14 protein-coding genes and 1 tRNA gene are annotated in these 15,688 nt (G+C 33.5%); 5 read left to right on the plus strand and 10 right to left on the minus strand.

Features of this window, described 5'->3' with window-relative positions:
* Positions 1-90: 90 nt before the first annotated feature.
* Positions 91-2,094: a glutamine--tRNA ligase/YqeY domain fusion protein gene (locus tag ACFQ1Q_RS05030; protein ID WP_386128616.1), complete on the minus strand. Its 2,004-nt coding sequence runs from the start codon at positions 2,092-2,094 to the stop codon at positions 91-93.
* A 144-nt stretch (positions 2,095-2,238) separates the two neighbouring features.
* Here ACFQ1Q_RS05030 and ACFQ1Q_RS05035 point away from each other — a divergent pair, with 144 nt between their 5' ends.
* The 3 genes from ACFQ1Q_RS05035 to ACFQ1Q_RS05045 all read left to right on the plus strand — a co-directional run bounded on the left by ACFQ1Q_RS05035 (position 2,239) and on the right by ACFQ1Q_RS05045 (position 3,034).
* Positions 2,239-2,439 (plus strand): zinc ribbon domain-containing protein, encoded by a 201-nt coding sequence (locus ACFQ1Q_RS05035; protein ID WP_386128618.1) that lies wholly within the window; start codon positions 2,239-2,241, stop codon positions 2,437-2,439.
* A gap of 109 nt (positions 2,440-2,548) precedes the next feature.
* Positions 2,549-2,920 (plus strand): dihydroneopterin aldolase, encoded by a 372-nt coding sequence (gene folB / locus ACFQ1Q_RS05040; RefSeq protein ID WP_386128620.1) that lies wholly within the window; start codon positions 2,549-2,551, stop codon positions 2,918-2,920.
* Positions 2,921-2,963: 43 nt separating this feature from the next.
* Positions 2,964-3,034: transfer RNA gene (locus ACFQ1Q_RS05045), tRNA-Cys, on the plus strand.
* 140 nt (positions 3,035-3,174) lie between these two features.
* Here the strand turns inward: ACFQ1Q_RS05045 and ACFQ1Q_RS05050 are convergent.
* The 4 genes from ACFQ1Q_RS05050 to rnr all read right to left on the minus strand — a co-directional run bounded on the left by ACFQ1Q_RS05050 (position 3,175) and on the right by rnr (position 7,396).
* Positions 3,175-3,861, minus strand: coding sequence for a LysE family translocator (locus ACFQ1Q_RS05050; RefSeq protein WP_386128622.1), 687 nt, complete (start codon positions 3,859-3,861; stop codon positions 3,175-3,177).
* Positions 3,862-3,950: 89 nt separating this feature from the next.
* The gene (locus tag ACFQ1Q_RS05055) at positions 3,951-4,622 is read right to left on the minus strand and encodes a head GIN domain-containing protein (RefSeq protein ID WP_386128624.1); all 672 of its coding nucleotides are present in this window, start codon (positions 4,620-4,622) and stop codon (positions 3,951-3,953) included.
* 94 nt (positions 4,623-4,716) lie between these two features.
* Entirely contained in the window at positions 4,717-5,016 is a 300-nt protein-coding gene (locus tag ACFQ1Q_RS05060; RefSeq protein WP_386128626.1) for a heavy metal-binding domain-containing protein, read from the minus strand.
* A gap of 136 nt (positions 5,017-5,152) precedes the next feature.
* On the minus strand, positions 5,153-7,396 hold the full coding sequence (gene rnr, locus ACFQ1Q_RS05065) for a ribonuclease R (RefSeq protein ID WP_386128628.1): 2,244 nt from the start codon (positions 7,394-7,396) through the stop codon (positions 5,153-5,155).
* A gap of 612 nt (positions 7,397-8,008) precedes the next feature.
* Between rnr and ACFQ1Q_RS05070 the strand changes: the two genes are divergently transcribed.
* Both ACFQ1Q_RS05070 and ACFQ1Q_RS05075 read left to right on the plus strand, forming a co-directional pair.
* A complete protein-coding gene (locus tag ACFQ1Q_RS05070) occupies positions 8,009-8,443 on the plus strand; it encodes an RpiB/LacA/LacB family sugar-phosphate isomerase (protein WP_386128630.1) in 435 nt (144 codons plus the stop codon).
* 400 nt (positions 8,444-8,843) lie between these two features.
* On the plus strand, positions 8,844-9,287 hold the full coding sequence (locus ACFQ1Q_RS05075; RefSeq protein WP_386128632.1) for a GNAT family N-acetyltransferase: 444 nt from the start codon (positions 8,844-8,846) through the stop codon (positions 9,285-9,287).
* On the opposite strand, the gene ACFQ1Q_RS05080 is transcribed toward ACFQ1Q_RS05075, so the two are convergent.
* The 5 genes from ACFQ1Q_RS05080 to ACFQ1Q_RS05100 all read right to left on the minus strand — a co-directional run bounded on the left by ACFQ1Q_RS05080 (position 9,284) and on the right by ACFQ1Q_RS05100 (position 15,688).
* On the minus strand, positions 9,284-10,108 hold the full coding sequence (locus tag ACFQ1Q_RS05080; RefSeq protein WP_386128634.1) for an OmpA family protein: 825 nt from the start codon (positions 10,106-10,108) through the stop codon (positions 9,284-9,286). The genes ACFQ1Q_RS05075 and ACFQ1Q_RS05080 overlap by 4 nt on opposite strands.
* 82 nt (positions 10,109-10,190) lie before the next feature.
* Positions 10,191-11,825 (minus strand): S41 family peptidase, encoded by a 1,635-nt coding sequence (locus ACFQ1Q_RS05085; protein ID WP_386128636.1) that lies wholly within the window; start codon positions 11,823-11,825, stop codon positions 10,191-10,193.
* Positions 11,806-12,198, minus strand: coding sequence for a ribonuclease P protein component (rnpA, locus tag ACFQ1Q_RS05090; protein WP_386128638.1), 393 nt, complete (start codon positions 12,196-12,198; stop codon positions 11,806-11,808). Before rnpA ends, ACFQ1Q_RS05085 begins: the two co-directional genes overlap by 20 nt.
* A 73-nt stretch (positions 12,199-12,271) precedes the next feature.
* Positions 12,272-14,077 carry a M1 family metallopeptidase gene (locus ACFQ1Q_RS05095; protein ID WP_386128640.1) on the minus strand — a complete coding sequence of 602 codons (1,806 nt, stop codon included), beginning with the start codon at positions 14,075-14,077 and terminating at the stop codon, positions 12,272-12,274.
* Positions 14,078-14,080: 3 nt separating this feature from the next.
* Positions 14,081-15,688 (minus strand): S8 family peptidase, encoded by a 1,608-nt coding sequence (locus tag ACFQ1Q_RS05100; protein ID WP_386128642.1) that lies wholly within the window; start codon positions 15,686-15,688, stop codon positions 14,081-14,083.

Genomic DNA, 15,688 nt, shown 5'->3' on the forward strand with positions numbered 1-15,688 from the left:
AGCTTGATTTAAGTTAGTATTTAAATTTACAAAAAAACCTCTAAGGTCAATCGCTTAGAGGTTAATTTGATATCTTAATAACTGCTTAGATTAATCTAAACTATTTGCTTCCGCAGCCAAAACTTCATTTTTATCAGTTTTGGCTCTTTCAATAAAATCATTAGTTGCTTCGTTTGGTTTTAAGCCCTTTTTAAGTAGTTGTTTTAAAGCAATTAATACAACTGCCCTAGTTCCTGCTTTTTTTGCTGCAGTGCCAAATAAAGGCTCTAATTCGTCGTAAGACACTTTGTCTGACAATGAAATAATTTCCGCTTTTGCTTTTTCGCGCTTATCTTCTGGCAGATTGGTATATTTTTTTCCAAATTGCTGAATAAGACTAATAGCAGGTCGATTCTGCTGTGGTTTATTTTGGTTTTGGTTTTGTTGAGGCTTTGGTTTTTGTTTTGCCCAACTATCTCTTAAACCAACAGTTTTGTTAAATACTAATTTTTCTGAAGTCGAATCATCATCTACATTAAAATAACCCAAACGCTGAAACTGAAACTGCTCGCCGATTTTTACATCTTCTAAACTCGGCTCTAGATAGCCAGTTTTTATTTTAAGCGAATTTGGGTTTACAAATTCCATAAAATCTTTATCGGCATGGCTATCTGGCGCTTCATTATTAAATAATCTGTCGTACTCTCTAATTTCTGCTTTAATTGCGTGTTTTACAGAAACCCAATGCAATGTGCCTTTGACTTTCTTTTCAGTATCTGTAGAATACGTGCAATGGATTTCAGTAACGTTTCCTTCTGCATCTTTTACAACATCATTTGCTTGAATAATGTAAGCGCTTTTCAAACGAACTTCGCCACCTAATCTCAGCCTGAAAAATTTGCTACTCGCTTCTTCTTTAAAGTCTTCTTTTTCGATATAAATTTCTCTAGAAAAAGGAATTTTACGGTTTCCAGCAGAAGCATCTTCAGGGTTGTTTTCGGTTTCTAACCATTCTTCTTTTCCTTCAGGATAATTGGTAATAACCACTTTTACTGGGTCTAAAACTACCATAACACGATTGGCTGTTTTGTTTAAATCTTCGCGAACACAAAATTCTAAAAGTGAAACATCAATAACATTTTCGCGTTTAGCTACACCAACTTTTTCTATAAATACTCTTATAGAATTGGGTGTGTAACCTCGGCGTCGTAAGCCCGAAATAGTTGGCATTCTTGGATCGTCCCAACCGCTAACAACACCTTCTTCAACTAAACGTAATAATTTACGTTTACTCATTATGGTATAACTTAAATTAAGTCGTGCAAACTCACGTTGTTTTGGCAACATTGGAAGTTCTTCCTTTGCATAGTCGTAAACATGCTCTTTAAACCAATCGTACAATTTGCGATGTGGTTTAAATTCTAACGAACATAAACTGTGCGAAATCTGCTCAATGTAATCGCTTTCGCCATGTGTCCAATCGTACATTGGGTATATGCACCATTTATCTGCAGTTCTGTGATGGTGTGCAAATAAAATACGATACATTATAGGATCACGCATCAACATGTTTGGGTCTTCCATATCAATTTTAGCACGCAGCACATGTTCACCTTGTTTGAATTTACCGTCTTTCATACCTTGGAAAAGTTCCAAATTTTCTTCAACAGTTCTGTCTCTAAATGGTGAATTGGTACCAACTTGCGTAGGTGTGCCTTTCTGTTCTGCCATTGCTTCAGAAGATTGGCTATCGACATAAGCTTTACCATCTTTTATCATTAAAATAGCCCAATCGTACAGTTTTTGAAAGTAGTCTGACGAGTATAACTCATTTGCCCAATCATAGCCTAACCAAGCAATATCTCGCTTAATAGCGTCTACGTATTCTTGTTCTTCCTTAGCTGGATTAGTGTCGTCGAAACGTAAATTTACAGGCGCATTATACTTTTCGCCCAAACCAAAACTAATACCAATAGCTTTTGTGTGTCCAATATGTAAATAACCATTTGGCTCTGGTGGAAAACGAAAACGTAACTTGTCTTTTTGCAGACCGTTTGCTAAATCTTCTTCTATAATATGCTCAATAAAATTGAGTGATTTTGTTTCTTCTGACATAATCTAAATTTTGGCTTTTAGCCATTAGCTATTTGTAAAAATAAGCGATAGCTCACTAAAAAAAATTTGACTGTAAAATTACATAAAAATGTAACAAAACAGCTTTAAATTCTACCAATACAATAAACTATAAAATCAATTTTAATGGGATATGAATGTCCAAAATGCCATAATACTACATATGAGGTTGGCGAAATGAGAGCCACCGGCGGCACCTTATCAAAAATATTCGATGTACAAAACAAAAAGTTTACATCCGTTACTTGTAAAAATTGCTCGTACACTGAATTTTTTAAGGCAAAAACTAGTGCATTAAGTAATATTTTTGATTTGTTTACAAATTAGGATTTAACGATTCTGTCACTCTTAGCGCAGTCGAAGTGCATTCTTGTTCTACATTTAAAAGGATTTCTACTGCGCTCAATCTGACAAGTATTTATATTATTTTTGCGTTATGGGAAAAATAAAAGTTGAAAATATCCGTGTGTTTGCAAATCATGGTTGTTTGCAAGAGGAAACTAAAATTGGTAGCGATTATCGCGTTGATTTAGAAGTAAAAGCTAATTTAAAAACCTCAGCAAAAACAGATGAGTTGAGTGATACCGTTGATTATGTGTTTTTAAATAAAGTGGTAAGAGAAGAAATGGCAATACCATCTAAACTACTTGAAACCGTAGCAAAACGCATTTTAGACCGCATATTTTCGGAAGACAACATGGTAACCAAAGCCACAATTTCTGTTAGTAAAATAAACCCGCCAATTGGTGGTGATGTAGAAATGGTTACCATAAAAATGGACAAAAAGCGAAAAAGCCACTCTAAATAGTGTAAAACAGTAAATATTTTTATATTTGCTGTCACCTTAATAGGGTGTCGTGGCCGAGTGGCTAGGCAGTGGTCTGCAACACCATCTACAGCGGTTCGAATCCGCTCGACACCTCTAAAAATCCTCAACATAACGTTGAGGATTTTTTTGTTTTTAAATTTTAGGAAAATTTAAATTAAGTTTTAAGCAATTCGAATCTACTTGATAACTGTTAAAACCTTGAACAAAAGTTCAGTATTTTTTATTTTTAAAATTTAATCCGTTCCTACAGGACTTATCTTCTCAATCTGCTCTTTGCCTTTTTCGTAAACATCAGGAAATAAACCTTGAACTAAAAGTAAAATACCAAAGCCTAAAATAACTAAGGCCACAATCTTTTTGGTTTTGTAAATACGGCGTGGTGTCAATTTTGTACGTAGACGTTTTGCTGCGGCTATTTTGAGCAAATCCACAATAAAGTAGGTGGTAAGCATCGTGGATACAAAGATAAGTGTACCATTTTCTGAAGAAGTTAATGAGGTACCAATAACAATAAAACCAAGCCAACCCATTAATACTCCAATATTTATAAAATTGAGTAAAAACCCTTTAACGAATAATTTTCCATAGCCTTTTTTGATAACTACTTTATGGTATTCTCTCACAATAGATTTAAAAGACTTGGCGGTTTTTACAAATGAAATAGCTCCGTAAGCCACTAAAAGCATACCACCAAAAATGAGAAAACTTGGGTCATCCTTAACTTTTTCAACCAATTTATTAGTACTAAAAAACGCCACGAAAATAAAAACGATGTCTGCTAAAATTACACCAAAGTCAAAAATTAAAGCACTTTTAAACCCTTTTGTAGCACTAGTTTCTAACAGTACAAAAAATACTGGACCAATGGTAAAGGATAAAATAATTCCGAATGGAATTGCTGTTAATATATCGTCGAGCATGTAAACATGATGGTTTACACAAATGTAAGAAAGTTATAGGGAATTACGAATTGTAAGATTCCGCACCAACTTGCTAATCACAAAGCTTATTACATGCGTTTTACACGACCACCAAGAACTGTTTTTTGGTCGATTTCCTTTGGGCTTCCATAAATGTAAACATCGCCACCAGCTCTAACTCTAGCTTCTACAAAATCTGATGCATTTACGCGTGCCTCTCCAGCTGCATTGATAGATACTTCGGTAGATTTTGTCTTTAATTCTCTACCGTCAAATTCACCACCTGTATAAATACTTACATCAAGATTTTTTGATGTTCCTATGAGGTTAATGATGCCGCCAGTCACTGCACGAACATCAGTATATGTGGCATCGACGTTTGCATTAATTTGTCCGCCTTCTTGAGCTTTAAATTTAATATCGAATTGCTTTAAATCATCTTTAACTTCAATCTCTGCACCTTCATTAGCATCTATAATTTCAACCGTTGTGTAATATAAAGTTACGACTGTATCATTCCCGTCATATGACTCTTCAAGCTCCATACGTATTTTAAGCTTTCCGTTTTTATTAACCACTTTAACATTACGACGATTGCGACCTTCGATAACCACTTTGTTTTCGTCGGACTTTACCATCACCACGTTAATTAAATCAAAGGCTTTGACTTCTGTAAATTCACCAATGGTTTTTTCAATAGAGTTCTGAGCACTTAATAATGTGGTAACTAATAATGCGAATGTAATGGCAATATATTTCATAATAAATTTAATTTGATTAAAACGTTATACCATTAAAGATGAAGTTGGCTTATTATTGTTACAGTTTAAAGCAAAATAAATTTCAAACTAAAAACTATACCAATATTTTAACAGCTGTACCTGTAATAGATACCATAGGGTAGTTGGTTGTAGTTAATTCAATTTCAATCTTGATACCAACAACCGCATTTGCACCTAAAGCTTTAGCATTAGAGGTTAGTACTTGAAATGCCTTTTCCTTTACAACATCAACACTACTTTGTAATTTTTGATAGTATTTTGTTTGACTAAAACCAGAAGTTAAAGTTTGATCATTTATTGCTACACCTGTTACAATACCGAGGTAATCTGCAATTTTAAAACCTTCAATGCTATTTGTTGTTGTTAATATCATATTGAATTTGTTTGAAAAACGAATTTCTTGAATTTTTTCGGAATTTAAAAATGAATAGCTCAAAGGAAAGACTTTTCGATTTTTCCTTTATTGCTGTAAACTTTAAACTACAACTGAATACAGATTATTAAAAAAATTACTCTTGATTTTTAGGTTTTCCTATCATGTAAAAATCAAGATGTTTTTTAACTAAATCTGTATTTTTTACTTTAACAATGACTTCATCACCAAGTTGGTAAGTTTTGTCTTTCTTTTTACCAACCATAGCGTATTGGTCTTGGTCAAAATAGTAATGGTCGTCTTTCATGTCGCGGACACTGACCATACCTTCGCATTTGTTGGAAATAATTTCAACATAAATTCCCCAATCGGTCACACCAGAAATAACACCCAAAAACTCTTCATCTTGATGATCTTGCATAAAGCGAATTTGCATGTATTTAATAGAATCGCGCTCTGCTTTTGTAGCTAGATTTTCCATATCGCTGCTGTGGCGGCATTTTTCTTCATAAATCTCTTCGTTTGCTGATTTTTCACCATCGAGATAACGTTGCAACAAACGATGCGCCATCACGTCTGGATAACGACGAATAGGAGATGTAAAATGACTGTAATAATCAAAAGATAATCCATAATGGCCTATGTTATCTGTAGTATACTCAGCCTTTGACATGGTTCTGATAGTTAGTGTATCTACTAAATTTTGTTCCTTTTTACCAACAACATCACTTAATAAATTGTTTAATGAAGACGCAATTGAGCCTTTATCTTTAAAATTAAGTTTGTGACCAAAACGGCTTACTACAGTTTGTAATTGCGCTAGTTTAGATTCGTCTGGCTCATCGTGTACACGATAGACAAAAGTTTTTTTAGGTTTTTGTTTTCCTACAAATTCTGAAACTTTTCGGTTTGCTAAAAGCATAAACTCTTCAATAAGTTTGTTAGCATCACGGCTAGTTTTAAAAAACACTCCAACTGGATTTGCTTCTTCGTCTAAATTAAATTTTACCTCGACTTTATCAAATGAAATAGCACCTTCGCGCATACGTTTGGCACGCATTTTTTTAGCTAAACGGTCTAATAACAATATAGCTTCAGCGATTTTTGGGTCAGTTTTGTATGCCGCACCTGTCAAAGAGACTTCGGTTGGGATTGTGTTATCTAACTTAGACGCTTCGACTGCGCTTAGCGTGACAGAAGGATTATTTTCTATAATCGCTTGGGCTTCTTCGTAAGCAAAACGCGCATCAGAATAAGTTACTGTTCTACCAAACCATTGGTCTTTAATTTCGGCTTTATTGTTCATTTTAAACACTGCTGAAAAGGTGTATTTTTCTTCATGCGGACGTAATGAACATGCGCCGTTTGATAAACGTTCTGGTAACATTGGTACCACGCGGTCTACTAAATAAATAGAAGTGGCGCGCTCATAAGCTTCGTCATCTAATATGGTATCTGGTTGCACATAATGCGATACATCTGCGATGTGTATCCCGATTTCGTAATCACCGTTTTCTAAAACTTTAAACGATAAGGCATCATCAAAATCTTTGGCATCTTTTGGGTCAATGGTAAAGGTTAAATCTCTACGCATATCACGACGCTTTTTAATTTCGTCGTCTTTTATAGAAATATCGATATTATTAGCGTATTCTTCGACTTCGTGTGGAAATTCTAATGGTAAACCATATTCAGCTAAAATGGCATGAATCTCGGTGCTGTGTTCTCCTGGTTTTCCAAGAACTTTAATTACTTTTCCGTATGGCGAATCTGCTTTTTCTGGCCAGTCGGAAAGCTCAACTAAGACCTTATCTCCATCTTCAGCTTTATTTATCTTATTAATTGGCACAAAAATATCTTTGTACATTTTGTTGCTATCTGGTACAACGAATGCAAAATTCTTTTTGTCTTGAATTTGAATGGTTCCTACATATTCAGTTTTAGCACGTTTAAGGATGTTTGTAATTTCTCCTTCTTGCTTACCACGATGTTTGCGTTTGTAAGCGTAAAATTCGACCTCATCGCCATGTAAAGCTTTATTAGTGTTGTTTGAAGCGATAAAAATATCATCTTCAAAATCATCTGAAATTACATAGCCATTTCCACGACTTGAAACATCAAATTTTCCTACATGATATTCTGCTGTAACTAGAGCTCTAAATTTTCCTCTATCAACTTGCTCAATCTCTTGTTTAGCAGCAAGTTTAGCTAATGTTTTTATTATTTGATTACGGCTACTAGCATCGTTAACGCCAAGTGTAGCGGCAATTTGTTTGTAGTTGAACGATTTGTTTCGCTCTTTTTTTAAAATACTTAGTATTGTATTGGTAAGGTTCGAAATCTTGTTATTTGAAGATTTCTTTTTTCTTTTTTTTGTCATTTAAAATTTCATCATTTCATTTCCTGAAAGTGTCAGGAATTCTTTCTATATCTACTTAATATCAGGCGAAGTAATTATATTAAGTTACTACAAAGCTACGTTATTAAAATTTAATACCATTAACTTAATATCAATTAGACTTTAAATTTCAGTTATCAACACATATATACATAACATCATTTTTCTTTTAAAATTTAAAAAATAAAATAATGGTTATTATAGCTTGTTAATAGCGGTATAACTTTTTTATAGTTTAGTTGTAAAAGTTACTTACTGTTTTCTATTAACAAGTTATAAGCATTTTAAAAGCTTAGTTTTCAGCGTATATTTATTTTCTATTCACAGTTGTTAATAACCTTAGATAACAATTTATACTTAATAAGTATATGATTTTTTTATGTTAGTAGTTGCCTTTTTTTGTCTGATAACTCATCTAAAATTAAAGGCTAACTTTTTTGGTAGTGTAAATTCTATTCTTGGTTGTAATTTTTATTGAGAAAATAAAATTTTAGTTCTAAATACTTGTTAACACTTATTAACAAGTAATGAATAAGACTGTTAACCAACATCAAAAAAATGTAATTTTACTGTCATAAAACACAACACACTATTATGACTATTTCTATTGGTAACGACCATGCAGGTCCAGATTACAAAAATGCTATTGTAAAACATCTCGAAGCTAAAGGAATTACTGTAACCAATTATGGTACAGATTCTTTTGATAGCGTAGATTATCCAGATTTTGTACATCCAGTAGCTAAAGATGTTAATGAGGCAAATGTAGATTTTGGGATTTTAATTTGTGGCTCAGCAAATGGAGTTGCAATGACAGCTAATAAGTATCCTAATGTACGTGCTGGCATTTGTTGGATTAATGAGATTACAGAATTAACTCGACAACATAACAATGCAAATATTATTTGTATTCCAGCTCGTTATACAGCAATTCCTCAAGCTATTAAAATGATTGACACCTTTTTAAATACTGATTTTGAAGGTGGAAGACATCAAAATCGTGTTGATAAAATTCCCATGTCTTGTTAGATATTAAGATTTAACCTACAATTTTTTACCGTTCATAAAGTCAAACCTACCATTCACACATTTTTTTATGTAGATAATTGTAAATAAGATATATTTAAGTATTGTTTTATAAAATTATGTCAATCTTTAAAAAAAAGTAAGTGTGATAATATTATTTTTATGTTGATTTATCTTACTTTTTTTTAATGCTAAATAATTATGTAAAATATAAGATTATAAGAAAGTATAATATATTGGGGGATTTATTATACTGTGTAAAGGAAACCTTAGATGAATAATCTAAGGTTTTTTTATTGTAATTGGATGAAAAGAAAAAAGAAAAAATAAATATAGAGAATTTTTCAGGTAGTTTCTAGACACCATATTTTGAGTAATTTTGTTTTAATCTAATTGATTAAATATGTTACAAACTAAAATAAAGTCTTACGATGATTTAACAAAAGAGGAACTTTATGATGCCTTGCAATTAAGGAGTGAGGTTTTTGTAGTAGAGCAGAACTGTGTCTATCAAGACATTGATGGTAAAGACCAAAAGGCACTACACATTTTAGGTTATAAAGATAAAAAATTAATCGCTTACACAAGGCTTTTTAAACCAGGCGATTATTTTGAAGAATCGAGTATCGGTAGAGTAATAGTAGCAGAAAATCAACGCCAACATAAATACGGTTATGATATTATGAAAGCTTCAATAGAAGCTATTAAGAAACATTTCAAAACCAACGTCATCGTTATTTCAGCACAAGTGTATTTAAAGAATTTTTACAACAATCTTGGTTTTATAGAATTCGATAAGGAATATTTAGAAGATGGTATTCCGCATATAAAAATGAAGAAAATTTAATTTTTTACTTCAGTAACTAATAATTCTACCCGTCTATCTAAACGTTGAGGACCACCAAGCGGATATTTACGTTTCATACCTACATATTTCATACGACGTTTACTTACACCTCTTCGAGCTAAATATTCGTAAATATACTTTGCTCTTGCTTCTGATAAGTTGCGTTTTTTTGTTTTACCATCAATAGCATCACGTTCTCCGTTAGTACAACAGACATGACCTTGTATGGTAAAATAAATATCTTTACGGTTTTTTAAAATTTCTGAAACATTATTTAAAATTACACGAGATTCAGGTATTAAATAACTGTAACCACGTTCAAAAAGTAAATTTTCTAATAAAATTTTATCTCCAACCTTTAAATCGCCATTAAGTATAGATTCTAGTTTTGAAGAATCAAAATTATTTTTTCGAGCTGGAAATACAGGCATCACGGTTACTTCAACTTTTCGGTTTAAACCTCTTATTTTATTAATCTCATCTTCATGAACAATACGTAGTAATAGCTCACCTTTACCATCTGTATTGGTTATGAGAAATTCATCAAATTCGTTACTTGTAAATACTTCTTTTATAGCATTAGCTCTATTTTGAGAGAGCTTCATGTTGTAAGAGTGGCTACCTCTATCGTCACAAAAACCATAGATAGAAATTTTAGAAATATCTACCGATTCAATGTCTTCTAAAAAAAGAAGAAGTCGGTACATTTCAGTTTCTGGAATGGAATATTTATCAGTTTCAAAATAAACAATATGTTTGATAGCAGTTTGAGAAACTGAAATTTGAAAACAGAATAAAACTAAAAAACAAAGGTTTTTCATTTAAAGTAAATTCACTAAAACTTACATTTAAAAAATGTTGATTTTGGCTATTCTACTTTATAAATATATGAAAATTAGATTTTTAGTTTAAAATCTTATTGTATTCTGAAGGATTATTTAATATTTCTAATGCCTTTTTTATCTCGGTATTATTCGCTTTGTAATAATCGTATAAACCTTCAGCGTAGAAGTAGCGTTTAATAATTTCGTCTTGTAAAAGTCCAGAAAGTTTTTCTTTGTTTTTATTTATGGCAGCGCTTTTATAACTGTTTAAAGCCGAAATAACATCGTTATATTCTGAAGAAATAGCATTATCTAATTTTTCTTCTTGCGCAACAATCAACGCTTCATTTAAAGCTTTTTCTGTTTCAGTTTCAAAACTAAAATTTTGTTTTTCGAGATATGATTTAAAGCCTTCAAAATCATTATTAGAAAATTCAAAACCTTTTAAATCAGACACATTATTCTTGTAAAAATACTCCGTAGCAAAGTCAAAAATTAAGTTTTCTTCTTCAATAGCTTCAGTAATTGGTGTTTGTTTTGCAACTTCAATTTCAATGTCTGGTTGCACGCCGCCACCATCAAAAACTGAACGTCCTTTTTTAGTTTTAAAGGCTTTATAATCTTGTTTTTTAGTACGCGTGGCTTTTCCGTTTTCGTCTCTATTCCAATAATCCAACGCTTGTATACAACGGCCAGATGGTGTGTAATAACGTGAAATAGTAATTTTCATTTGCGTACCATACGTAAGTGGTTTTGGACGTTGTACCAAACCTTTACCAAAACTTCGTGCTCCAACAATAACGGCGCGGTCCAAATCTTGTAATGCACCAGAAACAATTTCACTTGCAGATGCAGAACGACCGTTAATTAAAACTACAATCGGAATTTCTAAATCTACAGGTTCGCGCTTTGTTTTATATGTTTTGTTATACTTTTTAATCTTTGATTTTGTGGTAACAACCAATTGGTCTTTTGGTACAAAAAGGTTTACAATATTTACAGCTTCATTAAGTAATCCTCCAGGATTACCACGTAAGTCTAATACAATTTTTTTTGCGCCTAATCCTTTAAGAGAATTTAAAGCCTTTTCTGTTTGAGATGACGCTTTATTTGTAAACTTTCTTAAAACAATATAACCTGTATCATCGTTTATCATGGAATAATGTGGCACGGCATCAATCTCTAAAGATTCTCTCGTCACTGTAGCTGTATTTATTTTACCTTGACGCTTGTATGTTAAAGCTACTTCTGTGCCTGCGGTACCTTGTAATAAATTTCCAGCGTCGTCTTTAAAGTTGGTTATATCTACGTTATCAATTTTTATTATTTCGTCTCCTGCTTTTAGATCTGCTTTATCTGCTGCGTAACCTTTATAAGGTTCTACAATAACTAATTTATCTTTCATAGTACGCACTTTTGCGCCAATGCCTGTAAAATCACCTGATTGGTTTATTCTTGCCGATTGAACGTCTTGTTCATTATAAAATCGTGTATATGGGTCTAAATCTTCAAGCATGCTTTTAATGGCTGTATCCATTAAATCACCAGGATTCGTCTCATCTACATAATTCATGTTTAGTTCTTTAAACATAGTAGTGAAAATCTCTATCTGCTTTGCAATTTCAAAAAAGTTAGAATTGAAAGCTGTTGTTGATAAAAACACCACAACAAGTGCAGCAGGAATGATAATCTTCTTATTTAGAAATCTTTTCATTTTCTGAAGTATGATTTAAAAACTTTTCGAATAAGCGTTTCATTTTTACATCAAGCGCTTTAAAAGTTGTTTTTTCTTTTCCAATGTACAAAATCATAAACGCATAAGATGTTGCATTAGTGTTAAAGTACGCAGGTTTATTTAAACGATAGGCTTCTCGCATTAAACGTTTTATGCGATTTCTGCTCACAGCTGTTTTATGCAATCGTTTACTTACGGAAACGCCAGTTTTAAGGGTAGAACCATCATCAAATTCTGTTTGTAAATACACCAAACGTAACGGAAAAGCGGTCACTGATTTACCTTCAGTAAATAACTTATCTATTACCTTTTTGCTTTTTAGCTTGTCTTTTTTGGAGTAGCTGAAAGTCATACTAATTTTATATAATCGTAAAAATAAAAAAAGGCATCTAATTGATGCCCTTTTTATAGTATTGAAAAAGAATTTACTTCTTGTTATTCTCTCTATTAATATCTGCCATCATTTGTGACGGGTCAATTTCAACTGATGCGATAGACTTTTTAGTATTTAGTGTATATGTTGGATATGCCCAAGCCCAATCTTTGGCTACAGTTGCTGAGGTTGGTTTTTCGCCACGCATCATTTGCAACGGAATATAAAAATCTTCGGTAGAACCATCTGTATATGTCACTGATAAATCAATAGGCATTGGCATTAATCCAATACGCTCTAAAGTAACATCTGCGCCATCAATTGATTTTACGCCATAATCAATAGTATTTGTTGTTTGTGCAAAATCAATGAGATACCAGTCCAATTCAAAATCAGTGATACGCTCGGCAGTTCTAACAATATCCATTGGTTTTGGGTGTTTAAACGCAAAATCATTGTAATATTTTTTTATGGTTTTCTTCAAATTATCTTCACCAATAATGTAGCCTAATTGAGCAATAAAAACAGCACCTTTACTGTAGGCAGCAGCGCCGTAAGCACCATTATATTCGTAACGGTCTGCGTGTGTTGTTAACGGCTGTTCTTTGCCAGATTTTGCTAAGCCAATGTAACCTCTGTAAGAACCTGAGGTTGGATTATCTCTTGGCTCATCGCGCAAGCTATTCATCGCTAATGCCGAAATGTAACTTGTAAAACCTTCGTCCATCCACTCGTGTTTTGCTTCATTCGTTGCCAATAAAAATTGAAACCACGTATGTGCCAATTCGTGAGCTGTAACGCCTAACAAACTCCCGTAGCTGCGTTTTCCTGTAATTAAAGTACTCATGGCATATTCCATTCCACCATCGCCACCTTGAATCACCGAATATTGGTCGTAAGGATATTCACCTACATTTTCTGAGAAAAACTTCATCAGCTTTGCTGTATCTGGTTGTAAATCTTTCCAGTTTTTTAAGTTTTCCGCAGGTAAATCTTTTTTGTAATAGAAGTGAAGCATTGGCCCATTTGGAACTTTGTAAGTGTCATGAATATAATCTGGGTCAGCAGCCCATGTAAAATCATGAACACGTGGCGCTTTGTATCGCAATGTTTTCTTGCTTCCTTTTATAACAGGCTCACCTTGAAGATAACCTGTACCACCAACAACGTAATCTTTATCGATAGTTAAAGAGACATCAAAATCGCCCCAAACACCATGAAACTCTCGCCCAATATAAGGGTCGGCGTGCCAACCTTCGTCATCATATTCAGCTAATTTTGGGTACCATTGCGTCATTGATAACGCAACACCTTCGGCATTATTTCTACCAGAACGACGAATTTGAACAGGCACTTGCGCATCCCAATTCATCTGAAAAGTTACTTTTTCGCCAGGTTGAATCGGTTTTGCTAATTCAACTTCTAAAACAGTACCAACTGTTTCATAATTAAGAGCAGTACCGTTTTGCGATAGATTATTCACTTTTATAAAACCAATTTCGTTAGGTTTCAACTTACTAATTCTATCACCAACACGTCTATCTGGGTCGGCAATCGTACGAGAGCGTAAGTCCATTTCGCTACCAGGTTGAAAGGCATTAAAATACAAATGGTAGTACACACGCGTCAACACATCTGGCGAATTATTAGTGTACACCAACGTTTGGTCACCTTTATATTGGTAGGTTGTGGTATTCATATCGATGTTCATTTTGTAATCGACATGTTGTTGCCAATAACAATCTGCAGCAGCAGTTGTTGTCATTGGTTGTTTGGCTGTATTTTCTGTAGCTGTTTTTGCAGAATCACATGATGAAAGCAGTGCAGCAAAAGCAAATATTGAAAGAACTTTTTTCATGTTTTATTTTAATTTTGAAGCCATTATTAAGGCATTGTAAGCGTTGACAATACGTCCGCTTTTAGATAAGTTAGCAAATGGTTGAACATTTTCAGAATCTCCACCAACAACCACTTTAGTATTTAATTTTAAACCTGAATCTAAAATCACTTTCTTCACTTGTTCAGCAGTTAAATTTGGATATTGAGAACGAATTAACGCTGCAACACCAGCAACAGCAGGTGCAGCCATTGAAGTTCCTCCTTTTGTATCGTACTCGTTTTCTGGAGTTGTAGAATATACTTGAGCTCCAGGCGCAAATACATCTACATTTTGGTCGCCATAGTTTGAAAAACTTGCTACCATACTACTACCGTATTTTGGAGCTAATGCACCAACAGAAATATAGTTATCCGCCACTTCAACGCCGTTTACATTATCCGCAGGAAAATTTGGCTCTACATCAATATCTTGGCTTGAATTTCCTGCAGCATGAACAATTAACACATCTTTTGAAGCCGCATATTTAATAGCGTCTCTTACCCATTCACTTTGAGGTGAAAAGGATTTTCCAAAACTTCCATTTATAACTTTAGCACCGTTATCTACCGCGTAACGAATCGCTTTTGCAACATCTTTGTCGTACTCGTCACCGTTAGGTACGGCTCTTATTGACATAATTTCTACATTATTAGCCACACCATTTGCGCCTTTTCCATTGTTACGCTCAGCAGCAATAATTCCTGCAACGTGTGTACCGTGACTTTCAGATTTTTTTACTGGTTTTACATTTCCATTTCCATAACCTGGCATATCGTTAAAATCATTTGGATTATCTCCAGTTTTACGACCGTTGAAATCTTTATTGAGGTTATAATTCAATTGGTCGTTTATACTTTCTAGTGCGCCAGATATTTCTTTTTTAGCAGCAGCCATAGATTCTATTCCGTTTGAATAGATAAACTTCGCAAATTGTACCGCACCTTGAACTGATTGGTCAGTAGACTTGATATTGTTTACATCTTCTTTAGTGTAGTCGCTTTTACCTAAGTGTTTGGTTAAAATCTCGTCATTAGATACCAGTTGTTGGTAAATTTGGTCATATTGTGTTTTTCTACCTAACCATTTATTGTATTCTTCTTCTTGAAGTTTTACAGCTTCGTTATAACGTGGGTCGCTAGTGTTTCCTGAAGCTATTAATCTTACATATTCTAATTGTTCATTGTAACCATCTCCAAGGAAATTCCATCCGTGAATGTCATCTACATAACCATTGTTATCATCGTCTTTTCCGTTATTTGGTATTTCGTCTTTATTGGTCCAAATTACGCCGTCTAAATCTTCGTGGTCAATATCAATACCAGAGTCGATAACCGCAACAATAACTTTTTGGCCCTTTTTTCCTTTTAAAATTTCAGCGTAAGCTCGGTCAACGCCCATTCCAGGAATGGTGTCTTTTTCGAGGTCTAAATGTCCCCAGTTTTCTTTCTCTGCCTTAGTTAATTCTGATACTTTTATTGGCGAAGTATCAATATTTTCAACAGGAGTTGAAACCAAAGCCGCGCCACCGCAACCCATTAAAATTGAAGCAAAAAATGCGTATGCAATTGTAAATTTTCCGTAGTATTTCAT

Source organism: Winogradskyella litorisediminis (assembly GCF_042675765.1).
In the GTDB taxonomy this organism is placed as follows: domain Bacteria; phylum Bacteroidota; class Bacteroidia; order Flavobacteriales; family Flavobacteriaceae; genus Winogradskyella; species Winogradskyella litorisediminis.